This window comes from Alteromonas sp. ABD4_190 (assembly GCF_056160105.1).
The window spans coordinates 3,175,726-3,202,725 of record NZ_JBSWWN010000001.1; the positions used below are offsets into that span (position 1 = coordinate 3,175,726).

The 27,000-nt window shown below is 48.9% G+C and carries 8 protein-coding genes and 1 tRNA gene; 3 read left to right on the plus strand and 6 right to left on the minus strand.

Going from position 1 to position 27,000, the window contains the following annotated elements; all coding sequences use genetic code 11:
• Positions 1–502 precede the first annotated feature (502 nt).
• Positions 503–1,042, plus strand: coding sequence for a tRNA adenosine(34) deaminase TadA (tadA, locus tag ACXAFM_RS13905; protein ID WP_474830597.1), 540 nt, complete (start codon positions 503–505; stop codon positions 1,040–1,042).
• A gap of 117 nt (positions 1,043–1,159) precedes the next feature.
• Here the strand turns inward: tadA and ACXAFM_RS13910 are convergent, their stop codons facing one another.
• A complete protein-coding gene (locus tag ACXAFM_RS13910; protein ID WP_474830449.1) occupies positions 1,160–1,315 on the minus strand; it encodes a hypothetical protein in 156 nt (51 codons plus the stop codon).
• Between the two features lie 250 nt (positions 1,316–1,565).
• Entirely contained in the window at positions 1,566–2,969 is a 1,404-nt protein-coding gene (gene mltF / locus ACXAFM_RS13915; protein ID WP_474830451.1) for a membrane-bound lytic murein transglycosylase MltF, read from the minus strand.
• 176 nt (positions 2,970–3,145) lie between these two features.
• Between mltF and purL the strand changes: the two genes are divergently transcribed.
• Positions 3,146–7,033 carry a phosphoribosylformylglycinamidine synthase gene (gene purL / locus ACXAFM_RS13920; protein ID WP_474830454.1) on the plus strand — a complete coding sequence of 1,296 codons (3,888 nt, stop codon included), beginning with the start codon at positions 3,146–3,148 and terminating at the stop codon, positions 7,031–7,033.
• A gap of 257 nt (positions 7,034–7,290) precedes the next feature.
• Positions 7,291–7,431: a hypothetical protein gene (locus ACXAFM_RS13925; RefSeq protein ID WP_012517588.1), complete on the plus strand. Its 141-nt coding sequence runs from the start codon at positions 7,291–7,293 to the stop codon at positions 7,429–7,431.
• Positions 7,432–7,558: 127 nt separating this feature from the next.
• Here ACXAFM_RS13925 and smrA read toward each other — a convergent pair whose 3' ends face one another.
• From smrA to ACXAFM_RS13945, 4 genes are all read right to left on the minus strand, one after another.
• On the minus strand, positions 7,559–8,146 hold the full coding sequence (gene smrA / locus ACXAFM_RS13930) for a DNA endonuclease SmrA (RefSeq protein WP_474830456.1): 588 nt from the start codon (positions 8,144–8,146) through the stop codon (positions 7,559–7,561).
• Between the two features lie 159 nt (positions 8,147–8,305).
• Positions 8,306–8,431: a hypothetical protein gene (locus ACXAFM_RS13935; protein ID WP_461851407.1), complete on the minus strand. Its 126-nt coding sequence runs from the start codon at positions 8,429–8,431 to the stop codon at positions 8,306–8,308.
• Between the two features lie 132 nt (positions 8,432–8,563).
• Positions 8,564–8,638 (minus strand) — tRNA-Arg (locus ACXAFM_RS13940).
• A gap of 192 nt (positions 8,639–8,830) precedes the next feature.
• Positions 8,831–26,935, minus strand: a complete 18,105-nt coding sequence (locus tag ACXAFM_RS13945) for a BapA/Bap/LapF family large adhesin (protein ID WP_474834936.1) — start codon at positions 26,933–26,935, stop codon at positions 8,831–8,833.
• Positions 26,936–27,000: the final 65 nt, after the last annotated feature.

The window sequence follows — 27,000 nt, forward strand, 5'->3', positions numbered from 1 at the left end:
CTAATTCACCCAGTATTTAGTTTTCATCTTTAATAAACAGAGGCTAAATACTTTTTAGTAAAATTACTGCTGCGCTTGGAGTACTGTAACGGTTATTACACTAAGTTTTCTTCAAAAAGTGTAACCAGTTAAGTTCTTCACACCAGCAGTGTTATAATGAAATATTGCAAGTAGGTTGCCAAGTGACAAAAGTCATTACTTTCTAGTAAGTTAGAATGTTTACCTAGGTTTATGCAGAATTGTTGTTAACTAATTTCACTAAATAAAGTAGCTAAATTGACTAATGAGTGACCAAAATAGCGACCATCCGGCATCAAAGATCGACACTGAAAAAACACAGGCTCTGGAGCAAAACACCGAACATGTCGCAGCACAAACGTTAGAGCCTAAAGTGCTAACCGCTGCAGACGAGCTTGCGAAAGTACGCCTTTCAAAAGAAAGCATCCCCAACGAGAACGCAATTAAAGAGAACCGAGGCAAAGAGGACCCACTTAAAGAGAGCATTAGCCAGCAAAGTCTTATTAATGAAACAGTTACTCAAGAAGACGTGAAGTGGATGAAGCATGCATTAACCCTGGCGGACAAAGCAGAATCCATAGGGGAAGTGCCGGTAGGTGCCTGCGTAGTATTAAACGGTGAGCTTATCGGAGAAGGCTACAATACGCCAATATCGGATAACGACCCGTCTGCCCATGCAGAGTTGCGCGCCGTTAAAGATGCCGCTTCTAAAGTGCGAAACTACCGGCTTATTGACGCTACCTTGTATGTTACTTTAGAGCCCTGCTCTATGTGTGCAGGTATGCTTGTGCATGCACGAGTAAAGCGGGTGGTGTTTGGTGCTAAAGATGCGAAAACAGGTGCTGCGGGTTCGGTTATGAATCTATTACAACATCCTGCGCTAAATCATCAGGTTGAGATTGTTTCTAATGTGCTAGCAGACGAGTGTGCTAACAAATTGTCAGATTTTTTTCGCAAGCGTAGAAAAGAGATTAAGGCAGCCAAAAAGGCGAAAAAACATCTAGAGGGGGATGCTTCAAGCTAGTGTTTATTTTGCTGGCTTGAAGGGGGGGGTTTATTCGCCTATTTGGTTTGCTGGGTTGCAAAGAGAGTTCTCAATATATTGATGCCTATCAATAAAAGCGACCAGCTTAGAAGTATTCTAGCTAGGCTTGCGAGTCAACTGAGTAAACATGTCGCTCGTTACAAATAGCTTACGACGTTGAAGTACTTTCTGGTGACAACGTTTAAGCATAAGTCTGCGTCTGTTGTTGTTTTTCAATTTTATTCCTTTTTTAATAAAGCGATTTTTTTTCATTTATTCTCCTTTCTCACAGCGAGGCTATTTTTCCCCTCGTTATGACCATTCTTCCCATTAAGAAAAATGCTCTGTTGTTTGAACTAAGCGCTCATTTTCCGAGAGTCACTGTTCTTTTAGAGTTAATAATCTTTTAGAAAAATTAAGGTTCTGAGAAAGCGAGTTAGTTAATCACTAACTCGTCGAAAGAGTACAGAGTAAAGATGACACCGAAATGACAGTTTTCAAGAGAGAAGCAAAACGAACGAGATTAAATTTTTCCTTGTTCATCTAACCAGACTAGGCTGTCGTAGTAGCGGCGAATATTTTCTACGTATTGCAAAGCCTCATCACCTCTCGCGTAGCCATAGCGGGTGGTACGGTAATACTTTTTTTGCCTAAGCTGTGGCAAGCGTCGTTTAACATCTACCCACAAATCAGGGTTCCCCCCTTGTTGCTCGGTAAGCACCCTTGCATCTTCCAAGTGCCCCATACCAATATTATACGATGCCATAGCCATCCAGGTTCTATCTGGCTCGCTGATTCGTGCAGGTATGCGGCTTAGCAAACTGGCAAAATAACGTGAGCCCCCGCGAATACTTTGCTCTGGATTGGTTCTGTCATCCACATCCCAATCACTTGCTGTATCAAGTGTCAACATCATTAGGCCGCGAACCCCGGTTCTTGAAATAGCATTACTGTCCCAGTGGCTTTCTTGGTAGCTCATTGCGGCAAGTAGTCGCCAGTCTAAATCACCGGCATATTGTTGGAATAACGGTTTATATTGAGCTAATGCACTTTCAGCTGCGTAGTTAAATGCGCGACTGTCTACGTAATCGAACTGGCGAATATGTCCAAAGTACTTGTCTTCTAACACCGTAAACCAGCCTGACTGATGCACTGTACCAAAATACTCAATGAGCGCTGCTTTGACTGAATCGTCTTGATCTAAAGGAAGGGCCCATGCCATCGGCATATCTTCGTTAAGCGTTTTGGCTACGGCGAGGTTAGGGTAGCGTCTACGTTGTAACGCTAGGCGATTGCTGTCGGCCACCGTATAAGCAATGTCACCATTAGCAACCTGTTGCAACAGTTCTTCAGAATCTGAATCTTCGGTGGTAACTAACTCGGTTTTTATCGCTACTTTTTCAGTATCAGTTGCTGCGTCACCTAAATCGTTTAAAAGATCAGAAAGTAAGTGAGCTTGGCTGCTTTCTGCTACTGCAATTATAGGGGAATCGAGGTCTAAAAGGTCTCTAGGTCTAGATGTGCCTGCTTGAAATACAAGCTGCTGTTTGACATGTTGATAAGCAGGGCCATACGTAAAGCGGTTTTTTAGTGAAGGTGTCACCGCATCGCCCGTGGCGACAATGTCTAGGTTACCTTCTTCTAATTGTTCGAGCATGACTTCATAGCTGTAAAAAGGGTACAAATCGAGGGTCACGCCAAGGTAATCAGCGAACCCTGCCAGCAGCTCATACTCAAACCCTTGGGGTCCTTCAGCGCCATTATAAAAAGTTCCTGCACCGTACACGGTTCCTACGCGGATGGTTTCCCGTTCTAATAATGAGGAAAGGGCAGTGGGAACGGAAGGAACGCCACAGCTCATGACAGCAATAGATAAAATGATTATTAGCTGGAGTTTTAATCGTTTTTTATAGCCTTGTGACTGCATAGACCTTTACTTGTTGTTATTAAACCGTCTAAGTTTAAAAAAAAGTTCATGTAAGCGCGTTATGAGGTTACTTACTGTGCATAATTGCTCTATAATCCGCGCCGAAATACTCATCAATCCAAGAGGCAACGCGTCGCATTGGTGGTCGTTGTTTCTAACAAACCAGGTAAATCAATATGTTGGTCCTTCGAGGCGCTCCTGCACTATCAGAGTTTAACCAAACTAAACTGATTGCAAAGCTGGGTCAATCCGGCGTTAGGGTTAAAAACCTATATAGCGAATATGTTCACCTAGTCGATTCCCAAGGTGACTTGTCTAAGCAGCAAATAGAAATACTCGAGAAGCTGCTCACTTACGGCCCCGCGAGGCAAGCACAAACACCTTCTGGAACCCTCTTCCTTATTACTCCTCGCCCTGGCACTATCTCTCCTTGGTCTTCTAAAGCCACCGACATCGCTCACAACTGTAGTCTAAAAAATATCAACCGCATAGAACGTGGTTGTGCGTTTTATATAGAAATAGAAAATGCGTTGAGCGATGATGATTTTGCGCTTATTGCTAGCTTCTTACACGACAGAATGACCGAATCGGTTTTCACTAACACTGACGACGCGGCGGTACTGTTTGCACAGACCGAAGCCAATACTTTTACCAGTGTAGATGTATTAGGCGAAGGCAAAGACGCGCTAGTTAATGCAAATGTGTCGTTAGGCCTGGCATTAGCTGATGATGAGATTGATTACCTGTTTGATAGCTTTACCAAGCTAGGCAGAAACCCGACTGACGTTGAACTTTATATGTTTGCGCAAGCAAACTCTGAACACTGTCGCCATAAGATTTTTAACGCAAGCTGGACCATTGACGGCGAAGAACAAGAAAAGTCTCTGTTCAAAATGATCAAAAACACTTACGAGTTATTACCTGATCACGTTTACTCAGCTTACAAAGACAACGCAGCGGTAATGGAAGGATGGCAAGCTGGCCGTTTCTTCCCGAACCCTCAGTCACATCAATACGAATACCATCATGAGAACATCGATATTTTGATGAAGGTAGAAACCCATAACCACCCAACGGCAATTTCACCGTTCCCAGGAGCTGCAACAGGCTCTGGCGGTGAAATTCGTGATGAAGGTGCTACAGGTCGTGGCTCAAAACCTAAAGCGGGTTTGGTTGGTTTTACCGTATCTAATTTACGTATTCCTGGTGCCGAGCAGCCATGGGAAGCCGAATACGGCAAGCCACAGCGCATCGTGAGCGCTCTCGATATTATGCTTGAAGGCCCACTAGGTGGTGCTGCGTTTAACAACGAATTTGGTCGTCCAGCGCTACTTGGTTACTTCCGTACGTACGAGCAAGAAGTTAATAGTTTTAACGGCGTAGAGGTGAGAGGCTATCACAAACCTATCATGCTAGCCGGTGGTTTAGGCAATATCCGCCGTGACCATATTGAAAAAGGCGAAATCACGGTAGGCGCTAAGCTTATTGTTCTTGGTGGCCCAGCAATGAATATTGGTCTTGGCGGCGGTGCCGCATCGTCAATGGCATCTGGTCAGTCAAACGAAGATTTAGATTTTGCTTCAGTGCAGCGTGACAACCCTGAAATGGAGCGTCGCTGTCAGGAAGTGATTGATGCATGTTGGCAGTTAGGGGACGACAACCCTATTCAGTTTATCCACGACGTGGGCGCTGGTGGTCTCTCAAACGCGTTGCCTGAGCTAGTTAACGACGGTGGTCGTGGTGGTAACTTTGAGCTTAGAAAAGTGCTGTCTGATGAGCCTGGTATGACACCGCTGGAGCTTTGGTGTAACGAATCGCAAGAACGTTATGTTATGTCTGTGGCACCGGAAAATATGCCGGTATTCGAAGCGATTTGCGCCCGCGAACGCGCGCCATTTGCGGTAGTGGGTGAAGCGACTGCTGAGCAGCATCTAAATCTAAATGACAGTCAGTTTGAGAACAAACCTATTGATATGCCGCTAGATGTACTTTTAGGCAAGCCGCCTAAAATGCATCGCGACGTGAGCTCAACCAAGGTAAGCTCACCAGCATTAAACGACGCAGGCATTACTCTAAGTGATGCAGCGACGCGTATTCTGTCATTACCTACTGTGGCAGAGAAAACATTTCTTATCACTATAGGCGATCGCTCGGTTACCGGCCTTGTAAGTCGCGATCAAATGGTAGGCCCATGGCAAGTACCAGTGGCCGACGTAGCAGTAACCGCAACAGCGTTTGATACCTACCATGGTGAAGCAATGACAATGGGTGAGCGTACACCAGTTGCATTGTTATCACACGGTGCGTCTGCCCGTCTTGCAGTGGGGGAAGCACTAACCAACATTGCCGCAGCAAACATTGGTGATATTAAACGTATTAAACTGTCTGCGAACTGGATGGCAGCTGCTGGACACCCAGGTGAAGACGCAGGCCTTTATGAAGCTGTGAAAGCCGTGGGTGAGGAGCTGTGCCCAGAGCTAGGTTTAACCATTCCTGTAGGTAAAGACTCTATGTCGATGAAAACCGCATGGAATGAAAACGGTGAAGATAAAGCGGTGACTTCTCCGCTATCACTGGTTATTTCTGCTTTTGGTGCAGTAAAAGATATTCGCAAAACCCTAACGCCTCAGCTACGCACTGATAAAGGTGCAAGTCGCTTGTTGCTACTCGATTTGGGTGAAGGTAAAAATCGCTTGGGCGCTAGCTGTTTAGCGCAAGTTTATACACAGCTTGGTGATAGCCCAGCAGATGTGGTTTCTGCTACCCGCCTTAAAGGCTTTTTTGACGCTATGCAAACGCTTATCGAAAAAGGTTTGGTGCACGCTTACCATGACCGTTCAGACGGCGGCCTATTTACGACAGTGGCAGAAATGGCCTTTGCCGGTAAAACAGGTGTAAGCATTAACCTTGATAGCCTTAAAGGCAACGATATCGCTGTCTTGTTCAATGAAGAATTGGGCGGTGTTATTCAAGTGCTTGAAAGCGACCTAGACGCAGTTAACGCTGTACTGGCTAAGTTCGATTTAACTGAGTTGACTCACGATATCGGTACATTAAATAGCACAGATATGATTGAGTTTAACCGAGACGGTGTAGCTGTACTTGCGGATAGCCGTGTATCAATGCGTACGACTTGGGCGCAAACTACGTTTGAAATGCAAAAGCTTCGTGATAACCCAGAGTGTGCTGAACAAGAACACGCTGCGAAGCAAGATGCTGCCGATCCTGGTTTGCACGTTGCGTTGTCATATGATGTAAACGAAGACGTTGCAGCGCCATATATTGCCAAAGGCGTTAAGCCAAAGGTAGCGATATTAAGAGAGCAGGGCGTTAATTCACATCTAGAAATGGCGGCAGCATTTACCCGTGCAGGATTTGATGCTATCGACGTACACATGAGCGACGTTCTAGCGGGGCGCATTACCCTTGAACAGTTTGCGGGTCTTGCTGCTTGTGGCGGTTTCTCTTACGGCGACGTATTAGGCGCAGGTGAAGGTTGGGCGAAATCTATATTGTTTAATAGCATGGCGCGGGATCAGTTCGAAGGCTTCTTTAACCGCAACGACACCTTCAGTTTAGGTGTATGTAACGGTTGTCAGATGCTATCGAACCTAAAATCATTAATTCCTGGCACTGAACACTGGCCGCACTTTGTTTCTAACCAGTCAGCGCGTTTTGAAGCTCGCGTCGCAATGGTTGAAGTGATGGAATCTAAATCTGTGCTGCTAGATGGTATGGCAGGCTCGCGTATGCCGATTGCTGTGTCGCACGGGGAAGGTCAGGCTGAGTTCGCAAATGAAAACGCGCTATCGCAGGTTAGCGGTCAGGTCGCCATGCGTTATGTAGACAACTATGGCAAGCCAACTATGCAGTACCCGGCAAACCCGAACGGTTCACCGCAAGGTATTACTGGTTTAACGTCTGTAGATGGGCGCAGCACTATTATGATGCCTCACCCTGAGCGTGTATTTAGAGCCGTTGCAAACTCATGGTGCCCAGACGATTGGCAAGAAGACGGTGCGTGGATGCGTATCTTTAGAAACGCCCGTAAGTATGTTGGTTAATATTACAGTGTGACCTTGATAAACAGGGGGAAACCCCTGTTTATTTTCTATAAAAATACTGTTTAATAAATGCGCATACCTTAAATAGGTGTCAAACCTTTGTCAAAGTGTCAAAAATCTGGTTTTTGCTCTTGTCATCAGTTTGTCACTGATCTATTGTAGTGCAAGCAAGGAATGCTATTAGGTTACAGGAGTTGAGTTAGGGTTGTACCAGTGTTTAGCAATTGCTTACTGGTTTTAATAATAAGAGACGACCAATGAATCGTTCTTCAAAAGGGTTTGGCTTAACCGGAGTGGCTGTAGCTGTAGTGCTGATGTTCGTAACTGCTGTTTTTAGCACATCTGCGAAGTCTGCCGAAGCTCCAACAACGCTAAGTGTGCTGTCTTCAGTTAAGTAGTCTGAAAGAAAAATTCTAACGCCCGTAGCAGGTATCTGCTACGGGCGTTAATCATTGGGGCTATTAAAATGCTTAAAACGAGACGAACCCAATGCTCTACCGTGGTCCGCAAAACTTGTCTCTCACTTTATCCTTTCTTATTTTTTTCTCTGTTTATTAGTTTTTGCTGAGGGTGCTTTTTCAGCAACACATAGGTGGCGCCAAACCCGCCATGCATAGGCTGTGCTGTATGATAGGCAATCACCTCATCAAGTTCACGTAGCCAATGATTTACGTAGCTTTTTTTCAGCGCAGGAAATGGCTTACTTTTTTCACCCGTTCCGTGTTTTATGAGCAGGGCGCGAACCCCACGTTCGTGGCTTGATTTAATGGTGCTATAAATTAGGTCGCGGCTTTGTTCTAAGCTTTTTCCTGATAATGTGACATTGGTTTCCAACGGATATTTGCCAAGACGCAGTTTTTTAAACACACCGTCTTGTATGCCTGGCTGCTGGAAATGTATAAAATCATCAGGCGGTACCGGCTTCACACCTTCCATGCTTAACGGGTTAGCAAGCTTGTCGCGAACACTTACCTTCAAAGCTGCTCTTTTTTGCTTTTCGGCGAGTGCCTTTTCAGGGTCGTGTAATACAGCCTTATCATCTGAAGCGATTGGTTTTACATCTTGCATTTCAGCAAAAAACGAATCGATATCGTCGTTTTCAAAATGGCTCATACTATTCCCCGTATTAACTACTACATCATTATTTATACGTTATTTTTTGCCTGATGGTCTATGCGAAGTGTACTTATTGGAAAGCTAAACGCGCAGGAAGACGACGCTTAAAACAGGCAACGGCTACAAAAGTGGGGATTAATTTTGAAATTTCATCGGTTAGTAGATGGCACCGGGCTCAGATAATGCCTCTATGGCAAACCATTCCTCTTCGGTAAATGTTGAATCACTCGGTGTTTCAACATCATCGCCAGTTTCTTCTTGGGGGGATGAATCGAAAGTCATTGTGCTCTCCTGTTTAGAAGAGTATTGCGCAATTCGATTAAATTACAACCAAAGTAGAAGAAATAAACATAATGATAGGGGAGTGAAATGTATAGGAAGGTTTACTCTATTTTGGGCTTAAGCCAGCTAAAATGGCGTCCCCAGCTGGAATCGAACCAACATCTAAGCCTTAGGAGGGCCTTGTTTTATCCATTAAACTATGGGGACCTAATGCATAGGAAACTTTATTATACGTAGTTCCAGAAAATACGAAACCCTTTGATTAATCAACAAGGTGTAGTGTTTTATCACGCTGCGCTTATGCGGCTAAAATGTCTTGTTAAATATCTTGTGATACTAGGCACACAATAAAAAAGCCCCCGTTAAATACGAGGGCTTAAGACTGACTTCATGAGTTAACTAGATATCCGTTGGTGGAAGTTTATCTATCGCTGTCTTCAGTACTTCAGACTCTGTCGGAGAAGCTGTTGTCACATCAGCGCTACCTTCTTTAGACGTATCGCCTACGAGTTCGCCACTAGCATCAGGAGATGCGCCCTCACTATTTGAATCGACTGAAGTAGGCTCTGTTGACGGTAGAATCAACTCTTCTGGCGGAAGATCAATATCGACGACGTCAACAGTTACCTCTGTCACCGGACCCCCAGAGACTATATCGCCTTCTTCTGGTAGCGCGATGGTGTCGACAGGCAGAGTGCTTTCAGGCGTCGAAGCCTCAGGTGAAAGCGGGCTTGTACCCTGGTCCGGCGCGGTGGGTATAGGGCCGCCAATATCAACCGTATCAATCTTAGTGCCAGACAAGTCAATAGTGTCTCCTCCACCAAAGCTATCGCCTACATTTGTTCCAAGTGAGCTCACCTCTTCTTCAGGAAGCGTTATGACGTCTGGCGTAGTCTCTATAGGTTCAATGTTCTCGACAGGCTCAGAGCTCATAAGCGGCGCAGTCGCCTCGTTTTCTGGCGTTACCAATCGAGTTTCAGCATTCAGGTCGACTGTTTGAAGCGTTTGCCCTGTTAGATCAATGACATCAGGTGCTGTAGGCTCGTCAGTAACAACGGTGCCGCTGCTATCTGACGCACTTACAGACTCAGATGAAGTGGTCGTCACGACTTCAGGCACACCTTCACCCGATGCTGTTACAAACACGTTGAACTCTGCCTGTTCGACAGTACCGTCTGGATATTCGATACGATAAGTAAAGGTATCCGTTAAGGTCCCACCAAACACGGCTTGCGTGTTATCCGGGGTATAAGTGTATGCGCCAGTTTCGTCAATTTGTAGCGTGCCGAAATCTCCCACTAACGTAATGCCGCCTGAAGCGTCTTGGAAGTTAGTTCCATCGGTAGATACCGTTACGTCGTATGTTGGGCCAAACAGTACATCGTTTTCGAATAGGTTGCCCGTGGCGGTTTGTACGCCGCTAACTTCAAACTGGTCAAGATAGTTGATGGTAGAAGACAGGTCTACACTAATACTTCCGGCTACGCCAACGCCAGTTGTACCGCTCATCGACAGACGGTACAAACCTTCAGTTAATCCGTTGACGGTAAGCACGGTATCGCCATCAATGCCTAATAAGCTAACTAGCTCGCCATTAGGGAACACTCTGTACGCTTCCCATGCACCGTTTTCAAACTTCTCTACGGTAACAGTAAGGCTTGAAACCAGTGACAGCAAACTGCCATTATCAACGTTTAACGTAATATCTTGAGTTGTATTTGTAGCGACAGCAAATGTACTGCTGGTATCACTAAAGCTGCCACCAAAAATACTTGCTAAATAAGTGTGAGATAGTGCCCCAGGTTCATCAAGACCAGCGTCTGTAACAAAATCATAGGTCAATTCAGCACGTGCCGAGTCTGCGGATACGCCTTGCCCTGATAGATTGAAGTTCAAGTTTGCAGTAGACGTATTGGTGCCATCTGAAATGGTATAGCTGAAACTATCCGTACTGCCTAAGCCGTCGCGCACGCCGTTGGCTACATAGGTGTAGCTACCGTCTTCAAATATGGTGAGGTCGCCATAGTCACCTTCAATAGTAATGCCCGATAGCCCAGTGCCCAATACAGTCACCGACTCACCATTGGTATGGCTAACTTGCGTCACTACCCCGCCCTCGGCAATGCTATCGGCTACATCGCCTGTATTAGCGGCATCAATAACATTACCTGATGTTGTCGTGCTACCTTCAAACTGATACTCCGTTAGTGTTGAAGTTATATCGGTAGACTGAAGCAAGGTAAGTGTATTGCTTAGCAGTGCCGCTGCAACAGCATCTAATACGGTATCTACCAGTGCACCTAACCCTAATAGATTAAGTCCCGTGGTAATGGTACTCACTAAATCGCCGGCGCCAATAGCGTCTGCGGTGCTTAAGGCTGGCTCAAGCACAAGGTTTCGCACAACCGTACCTAAACCTAGCCCGTTTAATATACTCGCGTTAGTGCCATTTAGTGTGTCCTCAACAGCAGTTAGCACCACCTCTTGGTTCTCTTCACCCAGAACTACTCCGCCATCACCTAACTCCGTTAGCGTAATCGAGCCATCGCTATTCTGATCGAATAGTGTCTCAAGTGCACTTTCATCATTGCGCACAACCACGGTGTAATCTCCGGCAGGTAGCCCAGAGAATTTCGCAACTAGTGTATCGTCACCGGTTACTCCAATCAGGTTTACGCCAGCTACATCACCTATTAACGGATTGTCCGGCGTCATAGCTGAGGCGACCACGTTGCCATCGGCATCTATAATATCAACACGATACGCATCAGCGACGGCGACTAAGGCGGTTTGGCTAACTTCTACAACCACTTCGCCGAAGAAACCAGCACCAACGGTAAGTGTTGTGCTAGCCTCTGGCGAGCCTGCTGCTGGTGAGCCTTCGGTTAAGCCAAGCACTTGGAAGTCACTGTCGCTAACGGGCGCATTCACAATGGCCGTTTGTGCGCCCAACTCCATGTCATTGTTATCGGTTTGGGCTACTACTGGCGGGAAGTCGCTGCCAGATATAGTGATGGTAAGCGCCGCAATATCAGAGGTTTCGCCATCTGATAAGGTATAGTTAAACACTTCATCTTGCCCAATTGCGCTGCGGTCGACATCGGCGGTATAGGTGTACGTACCGTCTGCAGCAATTTCTAGTACGCCATAATTACCTTGAATAGTAACGGTACCGGTAGCAGGCACAGCAACGCTATCACCAGAGGCGTTGGTAACAAGCGTCACTTGCGCACCGTCTAAAATGGTGTCAGCACCCACGCCGCTAATATCACCGTCGATTAGGTTGCCTTGGGCTACCAAATCACCTGTATAGGTGTATTCGGTTAATGTGGTGGTGATATCGGTGTCTTGCAATAGGGTTAATGTATTGCTGAGCAATGCATCGGCAATGACACTTAGAATGTCATCAAGGAAGCCAGTTAAACCAATTGAATCAAGAGGCGCGGTAAGTAAATTAACAAGCTGTCCTGCGCCGATGACTGTAGTCGTATCCAGAAGTGTCTCTAGTACTCCCCTTACCTGGGTGCCAACCGTACCAAGTGGAATACCTAAAACGCCGGTATTTAACGTTGCTTCAATAGTATCAAGAACTACCGCCTGATTGTCTGGCCCAAGTACAACGCCAGCTGTACCAAGCTCATCAAGGTCAACATCGTTACTGTTGTCGTTGTCTAACAAGTCTTCAAGTAAGTTCTCATCATTGCGGACCACCACACTGTAGTTGCCAGCATCAAGGCCTGCTAACGTGAACGAAATGGTCTCGTCTCCGGTAACATCAAAAATGTCTAATCCACCGACATCGGCAAGTTGTGAATCTGCGCTTACTCCTTGGTAAACAAGCTGACCGCTCTCGTCATACACCTCGACTATGTAGGCATCGGCAACAGCCACCAGTGCTATTTGGTCAACCTCTACTAGCACTTCACCTACATGGTTAGGGGAAACAGTAAAGGAAGCGCTTGCATCAACGCCTCCTGTAGACTCTGCTAAGCCTATCACCTGCACGTCGCTGGTGGTTTCCGGTGGATTTACAGTAACCACAGGTTCGCCCATATCAACGGTGTTACCGTCGTTTATAGCATCGAGAGCCTGTACGATAACATTCTGACTTGCTGTGCTTGCCGAGTTGCCGGCGTCGTCGGTGACTGTTGCCACCACCGCGTAGGTACCTGCTGGTAGCGGTGTGCCTGTTAAATCCAGGCTCCAGTTGCCGCTGCCATCAATGGTAAGTTCAGGATCGGTGCCAAAAGCATAGGACGTACCGTCAACGGTAACGGTTAGGGTAGTATTATCACCAAGATCCACCGTACCATTAAAGATAAGTGTGCTATCGCTAGTAATAAAGTCGTCAGACACGCCAGAGTCGTTTGAGATACTGTCGAACGTTACTGTTTGACCATTATTGTTTTCATCAATAGTGGTATCGATAACGACTGTACCAGTGTCAGTTGCAACATTGCTTACCGCATCTGTGGCGGTAACCACAGCCGTGTAATTGCCTTCAGCAAGCAGGGCAACGATATTATCGGCCAGCGTCCATGTGCCGTCACCATTGTTGGTAGCGGTGTAATCATTGCCGTCAATGGTGACTACTACAGTAGCCGTTGGGTCATCAACCGTACCCGTTAGTGCAGGCGTAGTGTCGTTGGTCGTTACATCATTGATGGTTACGACAGGTGCCACGGCGTCTACCGTGTCAGATGCCGGCCCACTGGTGTTGCCCGCTTCATCAGTAGCCGTTGCCGTTACTACAACTCCATCTGCTAATGGTGTATCTGGCGTTACGCTCCAATTGCCGTCGCCATCAGCGATCACGGTGAAATCTGGCGTGCCGTCTCCGTCTACATCCACATTTACCGTTGCGCCCGCTTCGGCTGTGCCGGTAATTTCAGTGCCGTTGCCCGCTTCAACGGTAGGCGCAGCTGGTGCTGTGGTATCAATAACCACTGTACCAGTATTCGTACCCACATTACCTTCTGGGTCGGTTGCAGTAACCGTTGCGGTATAGCTACCTTCAGCAAGTGCCGCCACCGCATCGTCAGCCAGTGTCCACGTGCCATCACCGTTATTGGTGGCGGTATAGTCGGCTCCATTGATGGTAACAACCACCGTGGCTGTTGGGTCGTCAACCGAACCAGTAAGTGCCGGCGTTGTATCGTTCGTTGTTAAATCGTTAAAGGCAACCACTGGCGCAGCCGCGTCAACCGTGTCTGAGGCTGGGTTGCTAATGTTACCCGCTGCGTCAGTTGCCGTTACGGTCACAATTACGCCATCGGCAAGCGGTGTATCAGGCGTAATGCTCCAATTACCGTCGCCATCAGCGATGACGGTGAAATCAGGCGTGCCGTCGCCATCCACGTCCACATTTACGGTTGCGCCTGCTTCAGCGGTACCGGTAATTTCTGTGCCGTTGCCCGCATCCACAGTAGGTATGGCAGGTGGTGTAGTATCAATCACTACCGTTCCTGAATTTGAGCCCACATTGCCGTCGGCATCCGTGGCAGTAACGGTAGCGGTATAGCTACCATCTGCAAGTGCAGCCACTGCATCGTCAGCCAGGGTCCAGCTTCCATCACCATTGTTAGTTGCGGTGTAGTCCACACCATCAATGGTCACTACTACGATAGCGTTTGGATCGTCAACCGTACCGGTTAGCTCTGGTGTAGCGTCATTAGTGGTTAAGTCATTGATTGCAACGACTGGCGCAACAGCATCTACTGTATCTGACGCTGGTGCGCTGCCATTGCCAGCTTCATCAACCGCCGTTGCCGTAACAACCACGCCATCGGCCAGTGGTGTAGTGGGTGTTACTGACCAATTTCCATCGCCATCTGCGATGACGGTAAAGTCTGGCGTGCCGTCGCCATCCACGTCCACATTTATAGTTGCCCCTGCTTCCGCAGTACCCGTAATTTCAGTGCCGTTACCTGCATCGACGGTAGGCGCTGCTGGAGCAGTGGTATCAATCACCACAGTACCAGAGTTAGTTCCGGTGTTACCATCGGCATCAGTAGCAGTAACCGTAGCGGTATAGCTACCTTCAGCCAGCACGGCAACGATATCGTTAGCCAGTATCCAGCTGCCATCACCATTGTTTGTCGCGGTATAGTCTGTACCGTTAATGGTAACGACCACGATGGCGGTTGGGTCGTCCACCGAACCGGTAAGTGCAGGCGTGGTATCGTTAGTCGTTAGGTCGTTAAAGGCAACGATTGGCGCAACAGCGTCTACCGTATCAGACGCTGGACTACTCGTATTGCCAGCTTCATCGGTTGCTGTTGCCGTGACAACCACGCCATCCGCTAGCGGTGTAGTGGGTGTTACTGACCAGTTACCATCGCCATCAGCAATCACTGTGAAATCAGGTGTGCCATCACCGTCAACGTCTACGTTTACGACAGCGCCTGCTTCGGCTGTGCCGGTAATTTCGGTACCATTGCCTGCATCAACAGAAGGCGCAGCTGGCGCAGTAGTATCGATAACACCGCCATTTTCGTTTGCGGTTGCCGTATTACCCGCGCCATCTGTTGCACTTGCGGTGACTGAATAATTACCTTCAGATAAGGCTGCTGGCACATCTACAGAGAAGGTGCCATTAGCTTGAACAATGGCGTCAAATGTTTGGGTGTTTCCTGCACTATCGGTAACGCTGATGGATACGGTGCTGCCTGGTGCAATATCTGTAGTACCGGAAATGGTCGGTGTTGTGTCGTTTCCTGTACCAAGCGAGTCCAAGGTTAGGTTTGGCACGGCTGTATTGATATTGCCGCTGGTAGTATCAGACGCCGAGTTTCCAGCAGCATCAGTGGCGGTAGCAGTAACATCGAAGTTTCCGTCTGCCATTGCATTGGGCACGTCGGCGCTGAAATTACCAAGGCTATCGACAATAGCCGTAAATGTCTGTTCTGCTCCTGTGCTGTCGGTGACGGTTATGGTCACTGAACTACCTGGGCTTAAATCGGTGCTACCGGTGATCGTTGGCGTAGTATCATTACCTGTGCCTTGTGCATCTAAGTTGATCGTCGGCGCGGTAGTGTCTACGCTACCGTTTGTTTCAGTGGCGGTAGTCTCATTGCCTGCTGGGTCTTGGGCAACGGCGGTAACGGTATACCCTCCTTCAGCCATGGGGCTTGGCACATCGGCCGAGAAACTGCCGTCTCCCTGAACGGTTGCATCGAAGGTTTGGCTTACACCTGAGTTATCCGTCACAGTAATCGTTACTGTCGCGCCTGCAGGCAGGTCAGTATTCCCTGATATTGTAGGTGTTGTGTCACTGTCTGGGGCTAGTGTATCTAACGATAGAGTAGGGGCTGTCGTATCAATAACACCTGTGTTGTCTACGACGGTAGTGCTATTACCCGCATCATCACTCGCCGTGGCTTCAACACTGTATGCACCTTCCGCTAAAGGCGCAGGCACATCCACTGTAAAGTTTCCATTTACATCAACTGTAGCTGTGAGGGTTTGAACATTTCCTGCGCTGTCAGTTACCACAAGCGTAACTTCACTACCCTGCGCAAGGTTTGTGCTACCAGATAGGGTAGGCGTTGTGTCATTGCCTTCCTCAAGTGGCGTTAATGTTAGTGATGGTGCTGTAATGTCTATGTTTCCAGCATCACTCGCTGTTGCTGTATTACCTGCCTCATCACTGATGGTAGCGCTTACCGTGAAGTCGCCTTCAGCTAAATCCGTACCTGGGGAGATAGAGAAAGAACCATCAGCCTGTACCACTGCGCTTAAGGTCTGGGTCGCACCAGCGCTATCCGTTACCAAAATAGTGACCACAGCGCCCGCAGGTTCATCGGTTGTACCGGTAATGAGTGGCGTCGCGTCGTTAGTGGTATCGGCAACATCTATAGTAAGTGTAGGTACTAGAGTATCAACTACGCCTGCTTCGTTATCGGTTGTACTGTTGTTTGCTTCATCGGTGGCGGTTGCTGAAACAGTGAAGTTTCCTTCAGCCATCGCCGCTGGTACATCGGCAGAGAATACGCCGCCCGCGCCAACCAATGCAGAGAACACCTGTGTATTACCCGCACTATCAACAACAGTTATTTGCACTGTAGAACCTTGCGGTAAATCTACAGTACCGCTTATGGTTGGGGTTGAGTCACTAACTGTGCCTGGCTCGTCCAGCGTAATAACAGGTGAAATTGTGTCGATTAAGCCGGTTTCAGCGTCGGACGCTGTATTGCCAGCTTCATCAACAACGGTAGCCTGAACTGTGTAGTTACCCTCAGCCAAAGTGGTGGGAACGTCTACGCTAAAAGAGCCGTCGCTTTGCACGGTTGCTGATAAGGTTTGTATATTGCCAGCGTTATCGGTGACGGTAATTGAAACCGTGCTTCCGGCTGGCTGGTCTGTCGTTCCGCTAATGGTCGGTGTTGCATCATTGCCTACACCCGGATCTGCCACATCAATAGCCGGTGATGTGGTATCTACCACACCGCCAGTTTCAGAGTCAGAGCCTGTATTTCCGGCTCCGTCAGTCACTTCTGCGACAACTGTGTAGCTACCTTCGGCCAGGTCTGACGGTACGCTTGCGCTGAAGGTGCCATCTCCTTGTACTGGTGCGGTAAAGGTTTGAACTGCTCCAGCACTATCTGTCACTGTTAAAGTGACGGTGGCACCAACTGGCGCGTTAGTTGTACCTGAAATAAGAGGCGTAGCGTCGTTTGTCTGGCCAAGGGCATCTAGGGTAATTTCCGGAGCGCTGGCATTAATATTGCCGCTATCCGACACAGTCGTGCTATTGCCCGCAGCGTCGCTCGCACTGGCTGTTACATCGTAATCGCCATCAACAAGCGCGCTGGGTACTTCAACTGAGAAAGTGCCATCCGCGTTTACCGTAGCGGTAAGGTTCTGTACATTACCGCCTGCATCGGTGACAACCAGTGTAATTGTTGCTCCCTCTGGCAAGTCGGTAGTACCGCTCAAAATTGGCGTTGCGTCATTGCCGCTGGCCACTGGATCTATGTTGATAACAGGTGGAGTGGTGTCAACTGTACCGTTGTTATCAACCGCTGTGTTTTGATTACCTGCATCATCAGTCGCCGTCACTTCTACGGTGTAATCGCCTTCTGCAAGGTCAAGGGGCACATCAGCGCTAAAGCTGCCGTTCGCTTGAACGGTGGCAGCGAAAGTTTGCGTATTGCCTTGGCTGTCAGTCACGCTAATGCTTACAGTGTTGCCCGCAGCCAAGTCGGTGGTTCCCGATATAGTCGGTGTAGCGTCGTTGGTTAGGCCTTGTGCGTCTAACGTTATGGTGGGGGCTGCTGTATCTATGACTCCGTTGTTATCTATTGCCGTTGCTGAATTACCCGCATCGTCAGTCGCAGTGACAGTCACACTGAAACTGCCTTCAGCTAAATCGGCAGGAACATCAGCACTGTAAGTACCATCGTTTTGAACGGTTGCAGTGAATGTTTGGGTATTTCCAGCGTTGTCTGTCACGCTTATGCTAACTGTGTCGCCAGCATTGAGGTCTGTGGTGCCAGAGATAGACGGCGTTGCATCATTGCCAAGCCCTTGTGTATCGATGGTTATCGATGGGGCTGTTGTATCGATGTTACCGCCATTTTCGGTTACCGATGCACTGTTGCCAGCGCCGTCTGTGGCGGTGGCAGTAACCGAATAGTCACCTTCAGGTAAGCTTGCAGGAACATCAGCCGTAAAGCTTCCATCACCTTGCACTACGGCACTGAATGTTTGTGTGTTTCCAGCACTGTCAGTCACAGTTAGCGTTACAGTGCTACCTGGCGCTAAGTCGGTATTACCTGAAATGGTCGGCGTCGTGTCGTTGCCCGAACCAAGAGGATCAAGGGATAGGGTAGGCGCGGCAGAGTTTATGTCGCCGCTCACTGTATCTGTAGCAGTATTGCCTGCAGCATCAGTCGCCGTTGCAGTAACGTCGAAGTTTCCGTCTGCCATAGGATTAGGCACATCTGCACTGAAGTCGCCGTTACCATCAACCGTTGCAGTAAACGTCTGCACAGTGCCAGCGCTATCAGTCACTGTAATAGTCACCGTGCTGCCTGCATCCAAATCTGTGCTACCGCTAATAGTTGGTGTGTTATCGTTTCCTGTGCCAAGCGGATCCAGAGTGATAATAGGCGCTGTGGTATCTACGCTGCCACCCGTTTCAGAATCAGAACCTTGGTTACCTGCCGCGTCTTGAGCGGTTGCGGTAACCGTATAGTCACCTTCAGCTAGTGGTGAAGGTACGTTGGCGGCAAAACTGCCGTCGGTTTGTACCGTTGCGGCAAAGGTTTGCGTGTTACCCGCACTGTCGACCACCGTTAGTGTGACAATGGCGCCAGCTGGAAGGTTTGTGGTGCCGGAAATAGTTGGCGTAAGGTTATTCTCTGGCGTTAATTCGTCAAGGGTTAGCTCAGGTGGCGTGATGTCGATAACACCTGAATTATCAAGAACCGACGTGCTGTTGCCTGCGTCATCAGTGGCGGTAGCTTCAACACTGTATGAGCCTTCAGCAAGGTCCTCGGGCACATCAACCGTAAAGTTTCCTGCAGCATCAACTGTTGCTGTAATTGTTTGAATGTTGCCCGCGCTATCTGTGATAACTAAGGAGACCACGCTACCTTCTGCTAGATCTGTACTTCCCGAAATGGTTGGCGTTGTATCATTGCCTAAACCTTGGGCGTCTAAGGTTAGGGTAGGCGCAGTGGTGTCTATGGTGCCTGTTGCATTGGCTGACGCACTGTTACCAGCATCGTCGGTGGCCGTTGCAGTAACCGTATAGTCACCTTCGGCCAGTGCAGCTGGTACATCCACAGTAAAGTTGCCGTTTGCATCAACCGTTGCGGTCACAGTTTGTGTATTGCCAGCGCTGTCGGTGATCGACAGCGTTACGCTCTCACCTGCTGCTAAGTCCGTAGAGCCTGAAATGGTAGGCGTAGTATCGTTATTTGAACCCAGCGCATCTAGTGAAATAACGGGGGGGACGGTATCGACGATACCGTTATTGTCGGTGACAGAGGCACTATTTCCGTTGCTGTCTGTAGCGGTAGCGGTTACTGAGTAATCACCTTCGGCAAGAGGCGCGGGGACATCAGCACTAAAGTTACCGCTTGCATCAACAAGTGCAGTAAAGGTTTGGGTGTTGCCTGCACTGTCAGTGACGGAAAGTGTCACGGTTGAACCCGCGGGTAGGTCAGTCGTACCTGAAATGGTTGGTGTAGTATCGCTAACCGTAACTTGCGCATCTAATGTCAACGCAGGGGCGCTGGTATCTAACGTACCGGTATCAGAAGTGGTGGTTGTATTACCTGCATCGTCTGAGGCACTTGCTGTTACCGTGTAGCTACCATCCGGTATAGCGTTTGGAACATCCGCGCTGAAGTCACCATTCGCGTCCACAATGGCGTCAAAGGTTTGTGTATTGCCCGCGCTATCTGTGACGGTTAACGTGACTGTGCTTCCCGGCGCTAAATCAGTGCTGCCCGATATGTTAGGCGTTTCATCGTTGCCTGTGCCCTGCGGATTTAGCGTAAGTACAGGGGCGGTGGTGTCAATATTGCCACCGTCCTCAGTTGCGGTTGTTGAATTACCTGCATCATCTGTTGCAGTAACTTCGACGCTGTAGTCTCCTTCAGGTAGTGGAGACAATACCTCTGTTGCAAAGTTGCCGTCAGCATCAACCAATGCGTTAATGGTTTGCGTGTCGCCATTGCTGTCAGTTACGTTGATCACAACGACAGCACCTTCAGGTAAATCTGTATTACCTGAAATAACCGGCGTAGTGTCATTACCTGAATCTAACGGGTTAACGGTAACAATAGGCGCTTGTGTATCAATACTTCCGTTTGTTTCGTTTGCCGTCGCGGTGTTGCCTTGTGCATCGCTTACTGTTGCCGTAACGGTAAAGTCGCCTTCAGCCAAGGCGCTAGGCACATCGGCACTGAATGTGCCGTCTGCTTGCACGGCTGCTTGGAAACTTTGCGAGTTACCATTGGCATCTACCACAGTAATGGTAACCAGTGTGCCAGGTGCCACGTCGGTAGTACCTGTGATAGTTGGGGTAACATCGCTGGTAGCGACTTGTGTATCAAGGGTTAACAGCGGCGCTTCGCTATCTACACTACCTGTTGTATTGGCATTCGCGGTATTGCCTGCACTGTCGGTTGCAGTCGCAGTCACAGTAAAGTCGCCGTCAGCTAGTGCGTTTGGCACATCTACACTGAAGCTACCATTTGCATCGACCAAGGCATTGATAGTTTGCGTGTTTCCAGCGCTATCTGTAATGACAAGCGTAACCGTGCTTCCTTCAGGAAGGTCAGTGGTGCCTGAAAGTGTAGGTGTGGTGTCACCCGTGCTGCCAGGATTTTCTAGGGTAAGCGTAGGCGCGGTGGTATCTACAACGCCGCCATTGTCGGTTACTGTTGTCGTATTGCCATCGCCGTCAGTTGCGCTGGCGGTAACGGTGTAAGCGCCATCAGCGAGTGGAGTGGTTACTTCTGCACTAAATGTTCCGTCAGTGCCTACTGTCGCGGTAATCGTTTGCGTGATCCCTGCGCTATCCGTTACGGTTAAGGTAACCGTACTTCCTTCAGGTAAGCTGGTGGTACCTGAAATAACGGGCGTGCTGTCATTCGTCTCGCCTTGCCCATCTAGCACTAACGTGGGTGCATTAGTATTAATGTTACCCGTTGCGTTGTCTGTAACGTCATTGCCTGCTTCGTCTTCTGCCGTGGCAGTAACCGTATAGTCTCCATCAGCCAGTTCTTGAGGTACGTCAACAGAGAAATTACCGTTAGCATCGACTAAGGTGTTGATGGTTTGCGTGTTACCTGCGCTATCTACGACTGTTAGCGAAACAACACTTCCTTCAGGCAGATCAGTACTGCCCGATAAAGTGGGTGTGGAATCGTTGCCAGAACCCACAGCGTCGAGGGAAAGCGATGGTGCGGTTGTATCTACAATACCGCCGTTTTCTGTCACGCTAGCGGTATTACCATTTTCATCGACAGCGGTTGCTGTAACGGAGTAGTTACCTTCTGCTAATGCGCTAGGTACTTCAGCGCTAAAGTTTCCGTTTTCATCTACAACGGCTTCAATGGTTTGCTGATTACCTAGGCTATCAGTGACGACGAGTGTTACCGTGCTACCTTGTGGCAAATCTGTCGTGCCACTAATAAGTGGCGTGGTGTCGTTGCCAATGTCTTGTGGGTCAAGCGATAGCGTTGGTGCCGCGGTATCAATATTGCCCTGTGTCGATGCAGAGTCTTGGTTGCCCGCATCGTCAGTGACCGTCGCGGTAACGGTAAAGTTGCCGTCGGCAAGCTCTGCCGGCACGTCAACAGAGAAAGTACCGTCATTTTCGACGATAGCATCAAAGGTTTGCGTATTGCCTGCACTGTCTGTAACCGTGATTGATACACTGCTACCCGGTGCCTGGTCTGTGTTACCTGAGATGGTTGGCGTATTATCATTAGTACTGCCTTGAGCATCTAGATTAACCAGCGGCGATGTAATATCGATATTACCGCCAGTTTCCGTTGCCGTTGCAGTATTGCCGTTGGCGTCGGTCGCTGTAGCCGTTACGCTATATTCACCTTCAGCTAATGGATTGGGCACATCGGCACTGAAATTACCAGAACCATCTACCGTTGCCGTAAATGTTTGCGTATTGCCAAGCGCATCGGTAACAGAGAGTGTAACAGTGCTGCCAGCGGGTAAATCGGTAGTACCTGAGATAGTAGGCGTGGTGTCGTTGTCATCACCCAGTGGGTCAAGGGTTAAGCTTGGCGCATTGCTGTCCACTGTGCCAGTCTGTGACGTTGAAGCACTATTTCCCGCAGCATCGGTGGCTGTTGCTTCAACAGTGTAGTTGCCGTCAGCGAGTTCAGCAGGCACGTCTGCGTTAAATTCGCCGTTCGCGTCTACTGTGGCAGTAAAGGTTTGGCTGTTTCCAGCACTATCGGTAACGGTAAGTGTGACCGTGCTGCCCGCTTCCAAGTTTGTAGAACCGCTAATTGACGGTGTCGTGTCGTTACCTGTGCCAAGTGGCTCTAGTGAAATGGTGGGGGCTTGCGTATCAATGTTACCGCCATTTTCAATGACTGTCGTTGTGTTGCCTGCCTCGTCTGTAGCACTGGCCTCTACAGTATATTCACCCTCAGTCAGCGGCGTTTGCACGTCGACGCTAAAATCACCGTTCTCATCAACGATGGCATCGATAGTTTGTGTGTTGCCCGCGCTGTCGGTCACCGCAATGGTTACTGTTGAACCAGGTGGTAAATCGGTAGAGCCAGAAATTGTTGGCGTGGTGTCGCTGCCGTCAGTTTGTGGGTCTAAAGAAAGCGCTGGTGCGGTAGTGTCTATGTTGCCACTGTTGTCGACAGCTGTAGTTGTATTACCCGCTGCATCAGTTGCTTCGACAGAAACCTCATAGTTGCCCTCTGCTAGCGCGTCTTCGACATCGGCGCTGAAATTACCATTTTCATCAACAACGGCGGTAAAGGTCTGCGTATTACCCTGACTATCAGTGACAGTAATAACGACCTCGCTACCTGCGGGTAAATCTGTATTACCTGAGATAGTCGGTGTTGTGTCGTTAGTATCCGTTTGCGGGTCGATATTCACAATTGGTGGGGTGGTATCAAGTACAGTAGTGGCCGTGGCGGTAGAGCTATTGCCATTTTCGTCTGTCACCGTCACTTCAATCTCGTATTCGCCCTCTTCAGAGCCAGGAGGGAATGCTACATTGAAGTTGCCATTCTCATCGGTTGTCCCCGTTATTGTCTGGCTGTTGCCGTCGCTATCGGTGATAACAACCACAACCTCTGAATTAGGGGCGTCTGATGAACCCCCTATGCCTTCACTACCGTTGGTAGGAGAGCCGGTTTCAATAACAACATTAGGGCCTTGGGTATTAATAACCGCATCGATGGAGGTTGAAGCGGTATTGCCCGCCACATCAGACACAGTAGCGGTTACCGTGAAGTCGCCATTTGCGAGCGCTTGCGGGACTTCAGCGCTGAAGCTACCGTCTTCTTGCACTGTTGCAGTTATGGTTTGCGTAGTGCCGTCTGAATGCACAATTTCTAACGTGACTATCGCACCCGGTTCTGCGTCGGTGTCGCCATTTATCACCGGCGTGTCATCATTGGTTGAGCCAAGAGGATCAAGATTGATTATCGGCGCCGTGGTGTCAATTTCGCCAGTCACTGTTGTGGTAGAACTGTTGCCTGCTGGTGTTGTTACAGTAACATCTACCGTGTACTCACCTTCGCTAAGCTCCGCTGGCACATCTTCGTTGAATGTGCCGTCAGCGCCCACTGTAGTAACGATTGTTTGCTCGTTACCCTCGCTATCTGTAACAACAATGACGACTTCACTGCCTGGAGGGGCATCGGTTTCACCAGAAACGTTTGGCGTAGTATCGTTCGTTGGCGCAGGTTGATTTACGGTCGTCGAAGGACTCGTAGAATCGTAATCGCCGCTTGCTGTTGCTTGTGCGGTGTTGCCCGCACCATCTGTCACCTCGGCAGTTACGCTGTATGTACCCTCAGCCACCGCATTTGGAACTTCAACGGTAAAGGTACCATCGGCAAGCACAGTAGTGGTAAAGGTTTGAGTAACGCCAGCACTATCGGTAACGGTAAGGGTTATCGTGCTTCCGGGCACGGCATCTGTTAATCCCGAAAGTGTGGGTGTAGCATCGCCATTTATTCCTGGGTCGTTTAATGCGATGGTTGGGGCCGTCACGTCGATAGCACCCTGAGCGTCAGCACTTGCCGTATTGCCCGCTTCGTCGGTAACGCTTGCGTTAACCGTAAATTCACCTTCAGCTAGTTCAGCCAGTACGTCTGCAGTGTATGTGCCGTCAGCCTGCACAATGGCGGTTACAGTTTGTGTGTTACCTGCGCTATCGGTAATGGTTAACGTAACCGTGCTGCCAGGAGCGGCATCAGTGGTACCTGTAAGGGTAGGCGTGGTGTCGTTGTCAGTCGCTATCGCGTCAATAGTAATTGATGGCGCAGTAGTATCAATTTCCCCTGTGGTATCAGCGGTTGCTGTATTGCCAGCCTCATCAGTCACGCTAGCATTGACCGTAAATTCACCTTCCGCCAATTCAGCCGGTACGTCAGCGCTGTAAGTGCCGTCAGCCTGCACAATGGCAGTCACGGTTTGCGTAACGCCCGCGCTGTCGGTGATGGTTAATGTTACTGTGCTGCCAGGGGCGGCATCAGTGGTACCTGTAAGGGTAGGTGTGGTGTCATTGTCAGTAGCTATAGCGTCGATTGTAATTGATGGCGCTGTAGTATCAATTTCCCCTGTGGTATCAGCGGTTGCTGTATTGCCAGCCTCATCAGTCACGCTGGCGTTAACGGTAAATTCACCTTCGGCCAATTCAGCGGGCACATCAACGCTATAGGTGCCGTCAGCCTGCACAATGGCAGTTACTGTTTGCGTGTTGCCCGCGCTATCGGTAACGGTTAACGTAACTGTACTGCCCGGTGCGGCATCAGTGGTACCTGAAAGAGTAGGCGTGGTGTCGTTATCAGAACCTGGCGCATTAATGGTGATTGTTGGGGCGGTGGTATCAATTTCACCTGTGGTATCAGCGGTTGCTGTATTGCCAGCTTCATCAGTAACGCTGGCGTTAACGGTAAACTCGCCTTCCGCCAATTCGGCAGGCACATCAACGCTATAAGTGCCGTCTGCTTGCACAATGGTTGTCACAGTTTGAGTAACGCCTGCGCTATCGGTAATGGTCAGCGTAACTGTGCTGCCAGGAGTGGCATCAGTGGTACCTGACAGGGTGGGTGTGGTGTCGTTATCAGAACCTGGCGCATTAATGGTAATGGTTGGGGCGGTAGTATCAATTTCCCCTGTAGTATCAGCGGTTGCTGTATTGCCTGCTTCATCGGTCACGCTGGCGTTAACGGTAAACTCGCCTTCCGCCAATTCGGCAGGCACATCAACGCTATAAGTGCCGTCTGCTTGCACAATGGTTGTCACAGTTTGAGTAACGCCTGCGCTATCGGTAATGGTCAGCGTAACTGTGCTGCCAGGAGTGGCATCAGTGGTACCTGACAGGGTGGGTGTGGTGTCGTTATCAGAACCTGGCGCATTAATGGTAATGGTTGGGGCGGTAGTATCAATTTCCCCTGTAGTATCAGCGGTTGCTGTATTGCCTGCTTCATCGGTCACGCTGGCGTTAACGGTAAATTCACCTTCAGCTAATTCAGCAGGTACATCAACGCTATAAGTGCCGTCTGCTTGCACAATGGTTGTCACAGTTTGAGTAACGCCAGCGCTATCGGTAATGGTCAGCGTAACTGTGCTGCCAGGAGTGGCATCAGTGGTACCTGACAGGGTGGGTGTGGTGTCGTTATCAGAACCTGGCGCATTAATGGTAATGGTTGGGGCGGTAGTATCAATTTCCCCTGTAGTATCAGCGGTTGCTGTATTGCCTGCTTCATCGGTCACGCTGGCGTTAACGGTAAATTCACCTTCAGCTAATTCAGCAGGTACATCAACGCTGTAGGTGCCATCGGCTTGCACAATGGCAGTCACGGTTTGAGTATTGCCTGCACTGTCGGTAATGGTTAGCGTAACTGTGCTGCCAGGAGTGGCATCGGTTGTACCTGAAAGGGTAGGCGTGGTGTCGTTATCAGAACCCGGCGCATTAATGGTAATGGTTGGAGCGGTAGCGTCAATTTCACCGGTGGTAGAACTATCAGCAGTATTACCTGTTGGTTCTAACACGGTAGCATCTACCGTGAACTCACCATCAGCCAGTGCATTTGGTACGTCTACACTGAACGTACCGTCGTCTTGTACTATGGCGGTAACAACCTGAGTGTTTCCCTCACTATCGGTAACGGTTAGTGTAACTGTACTGCCTGGAATTGCTGAAGTAATGCCTGATAGTGTTGGCGTGGTGTCGCTTGTTAAGCCAATCGCATCTAGGGTAAGTGAAATGTCTTGTGCTTGCTCGCCTGTTCCAGAAAACTCAACTGGCGTAACATCGTCGTTGCCATTTGCACTTTGATCGAACTGGAAACCCACTGGATCGACTTCTTCATTTATGCGATCAACGCGCACAAAATTACTACCGCCGTCAGTACCAGCACCGCCATCTAGGCCCGCTGCGGTTGCTTCTAACGATTCTAAAATGTCTCCGTCACCAGCAAGCACATCAAGAAAGTCAGCGTCACCTTCTTGGTTGTTGCCATCAACGCCGTCAACACCGTCAAGTAATGCTGTTAGCTCATCGACACTTTCATCAAAAACAGCAAATTCATCGTCAGAATTGTTTTCGGTAAAGTCTAATTGCAGCGGGAAAGTAACACTTTGTCCGGCTGGAAGTGTGCGAAGTTCTCCATCTACACTTACGGTAACAAATCCATCAGGTGATATGTTCAATACGTCGCCCTCTGCCACCGTCATACCGACAGTAACATTGACCTGCTCACCGGTTTCTCCGCGAATCAAAGAAGCCTCGCCGTTTACTCCCGCAATGATTACTTCAGCCATGTTTCCCTCTCAATCAATAAATTTTCACGCTATACAAAAAGCGTAGCAGAGGATTTACATTCGGT

Coding starts and splice junctions, on each gene's coding strand:
- ACXAFM_RS13935 (WP_461851407.1), bottom strand. CDS start 8,431: ATGACTTTCGATTCATCCCCCCAAGAAGAAACTGGCGATGATGTTGAA.
- purL (WP_474830454.1), top strand. CDS start 3,146: ATGTTGGTCCTTCGAGGCGCTCCTGCACTATCAGAGTTTAACCAAACT.
- ACXAFM_RS13910 (WP_474830449.1), bottom strand. CDS start 1,315: ATGAAAAAAAATCGCTTTATTAAAAAAGGAATAAAATTGAAAAACAAC.
- mltF (WP_474830451.1), bottom strand. CDS start 2,969: ATGCAGTCACAAGGCTATAAAAAACGATTAAAACTCCAGCTAATAATC.
- smrA (WP_474830456.1), bottom strand. CDS start 8,146: ATGAGCCATTTTGAAAACGACGATATCGATTCGTTTTTTGCTGAAATG.
- ACXAFM_RS13925 (WP_012517588.1), top strand. CDS start 7,291: ATGAATCGTTCTTCAAAAGGGTTTGGCTTAACCGGAGTGGCTGTAGCT.
- ACXAFM_RS13945 (WP_474834936.1), bottom strand. CDS start 26,935: ATGGCTGAAGTAATCATTGCGGGAGTAAACGGCGAGGCTTCTTTGATT.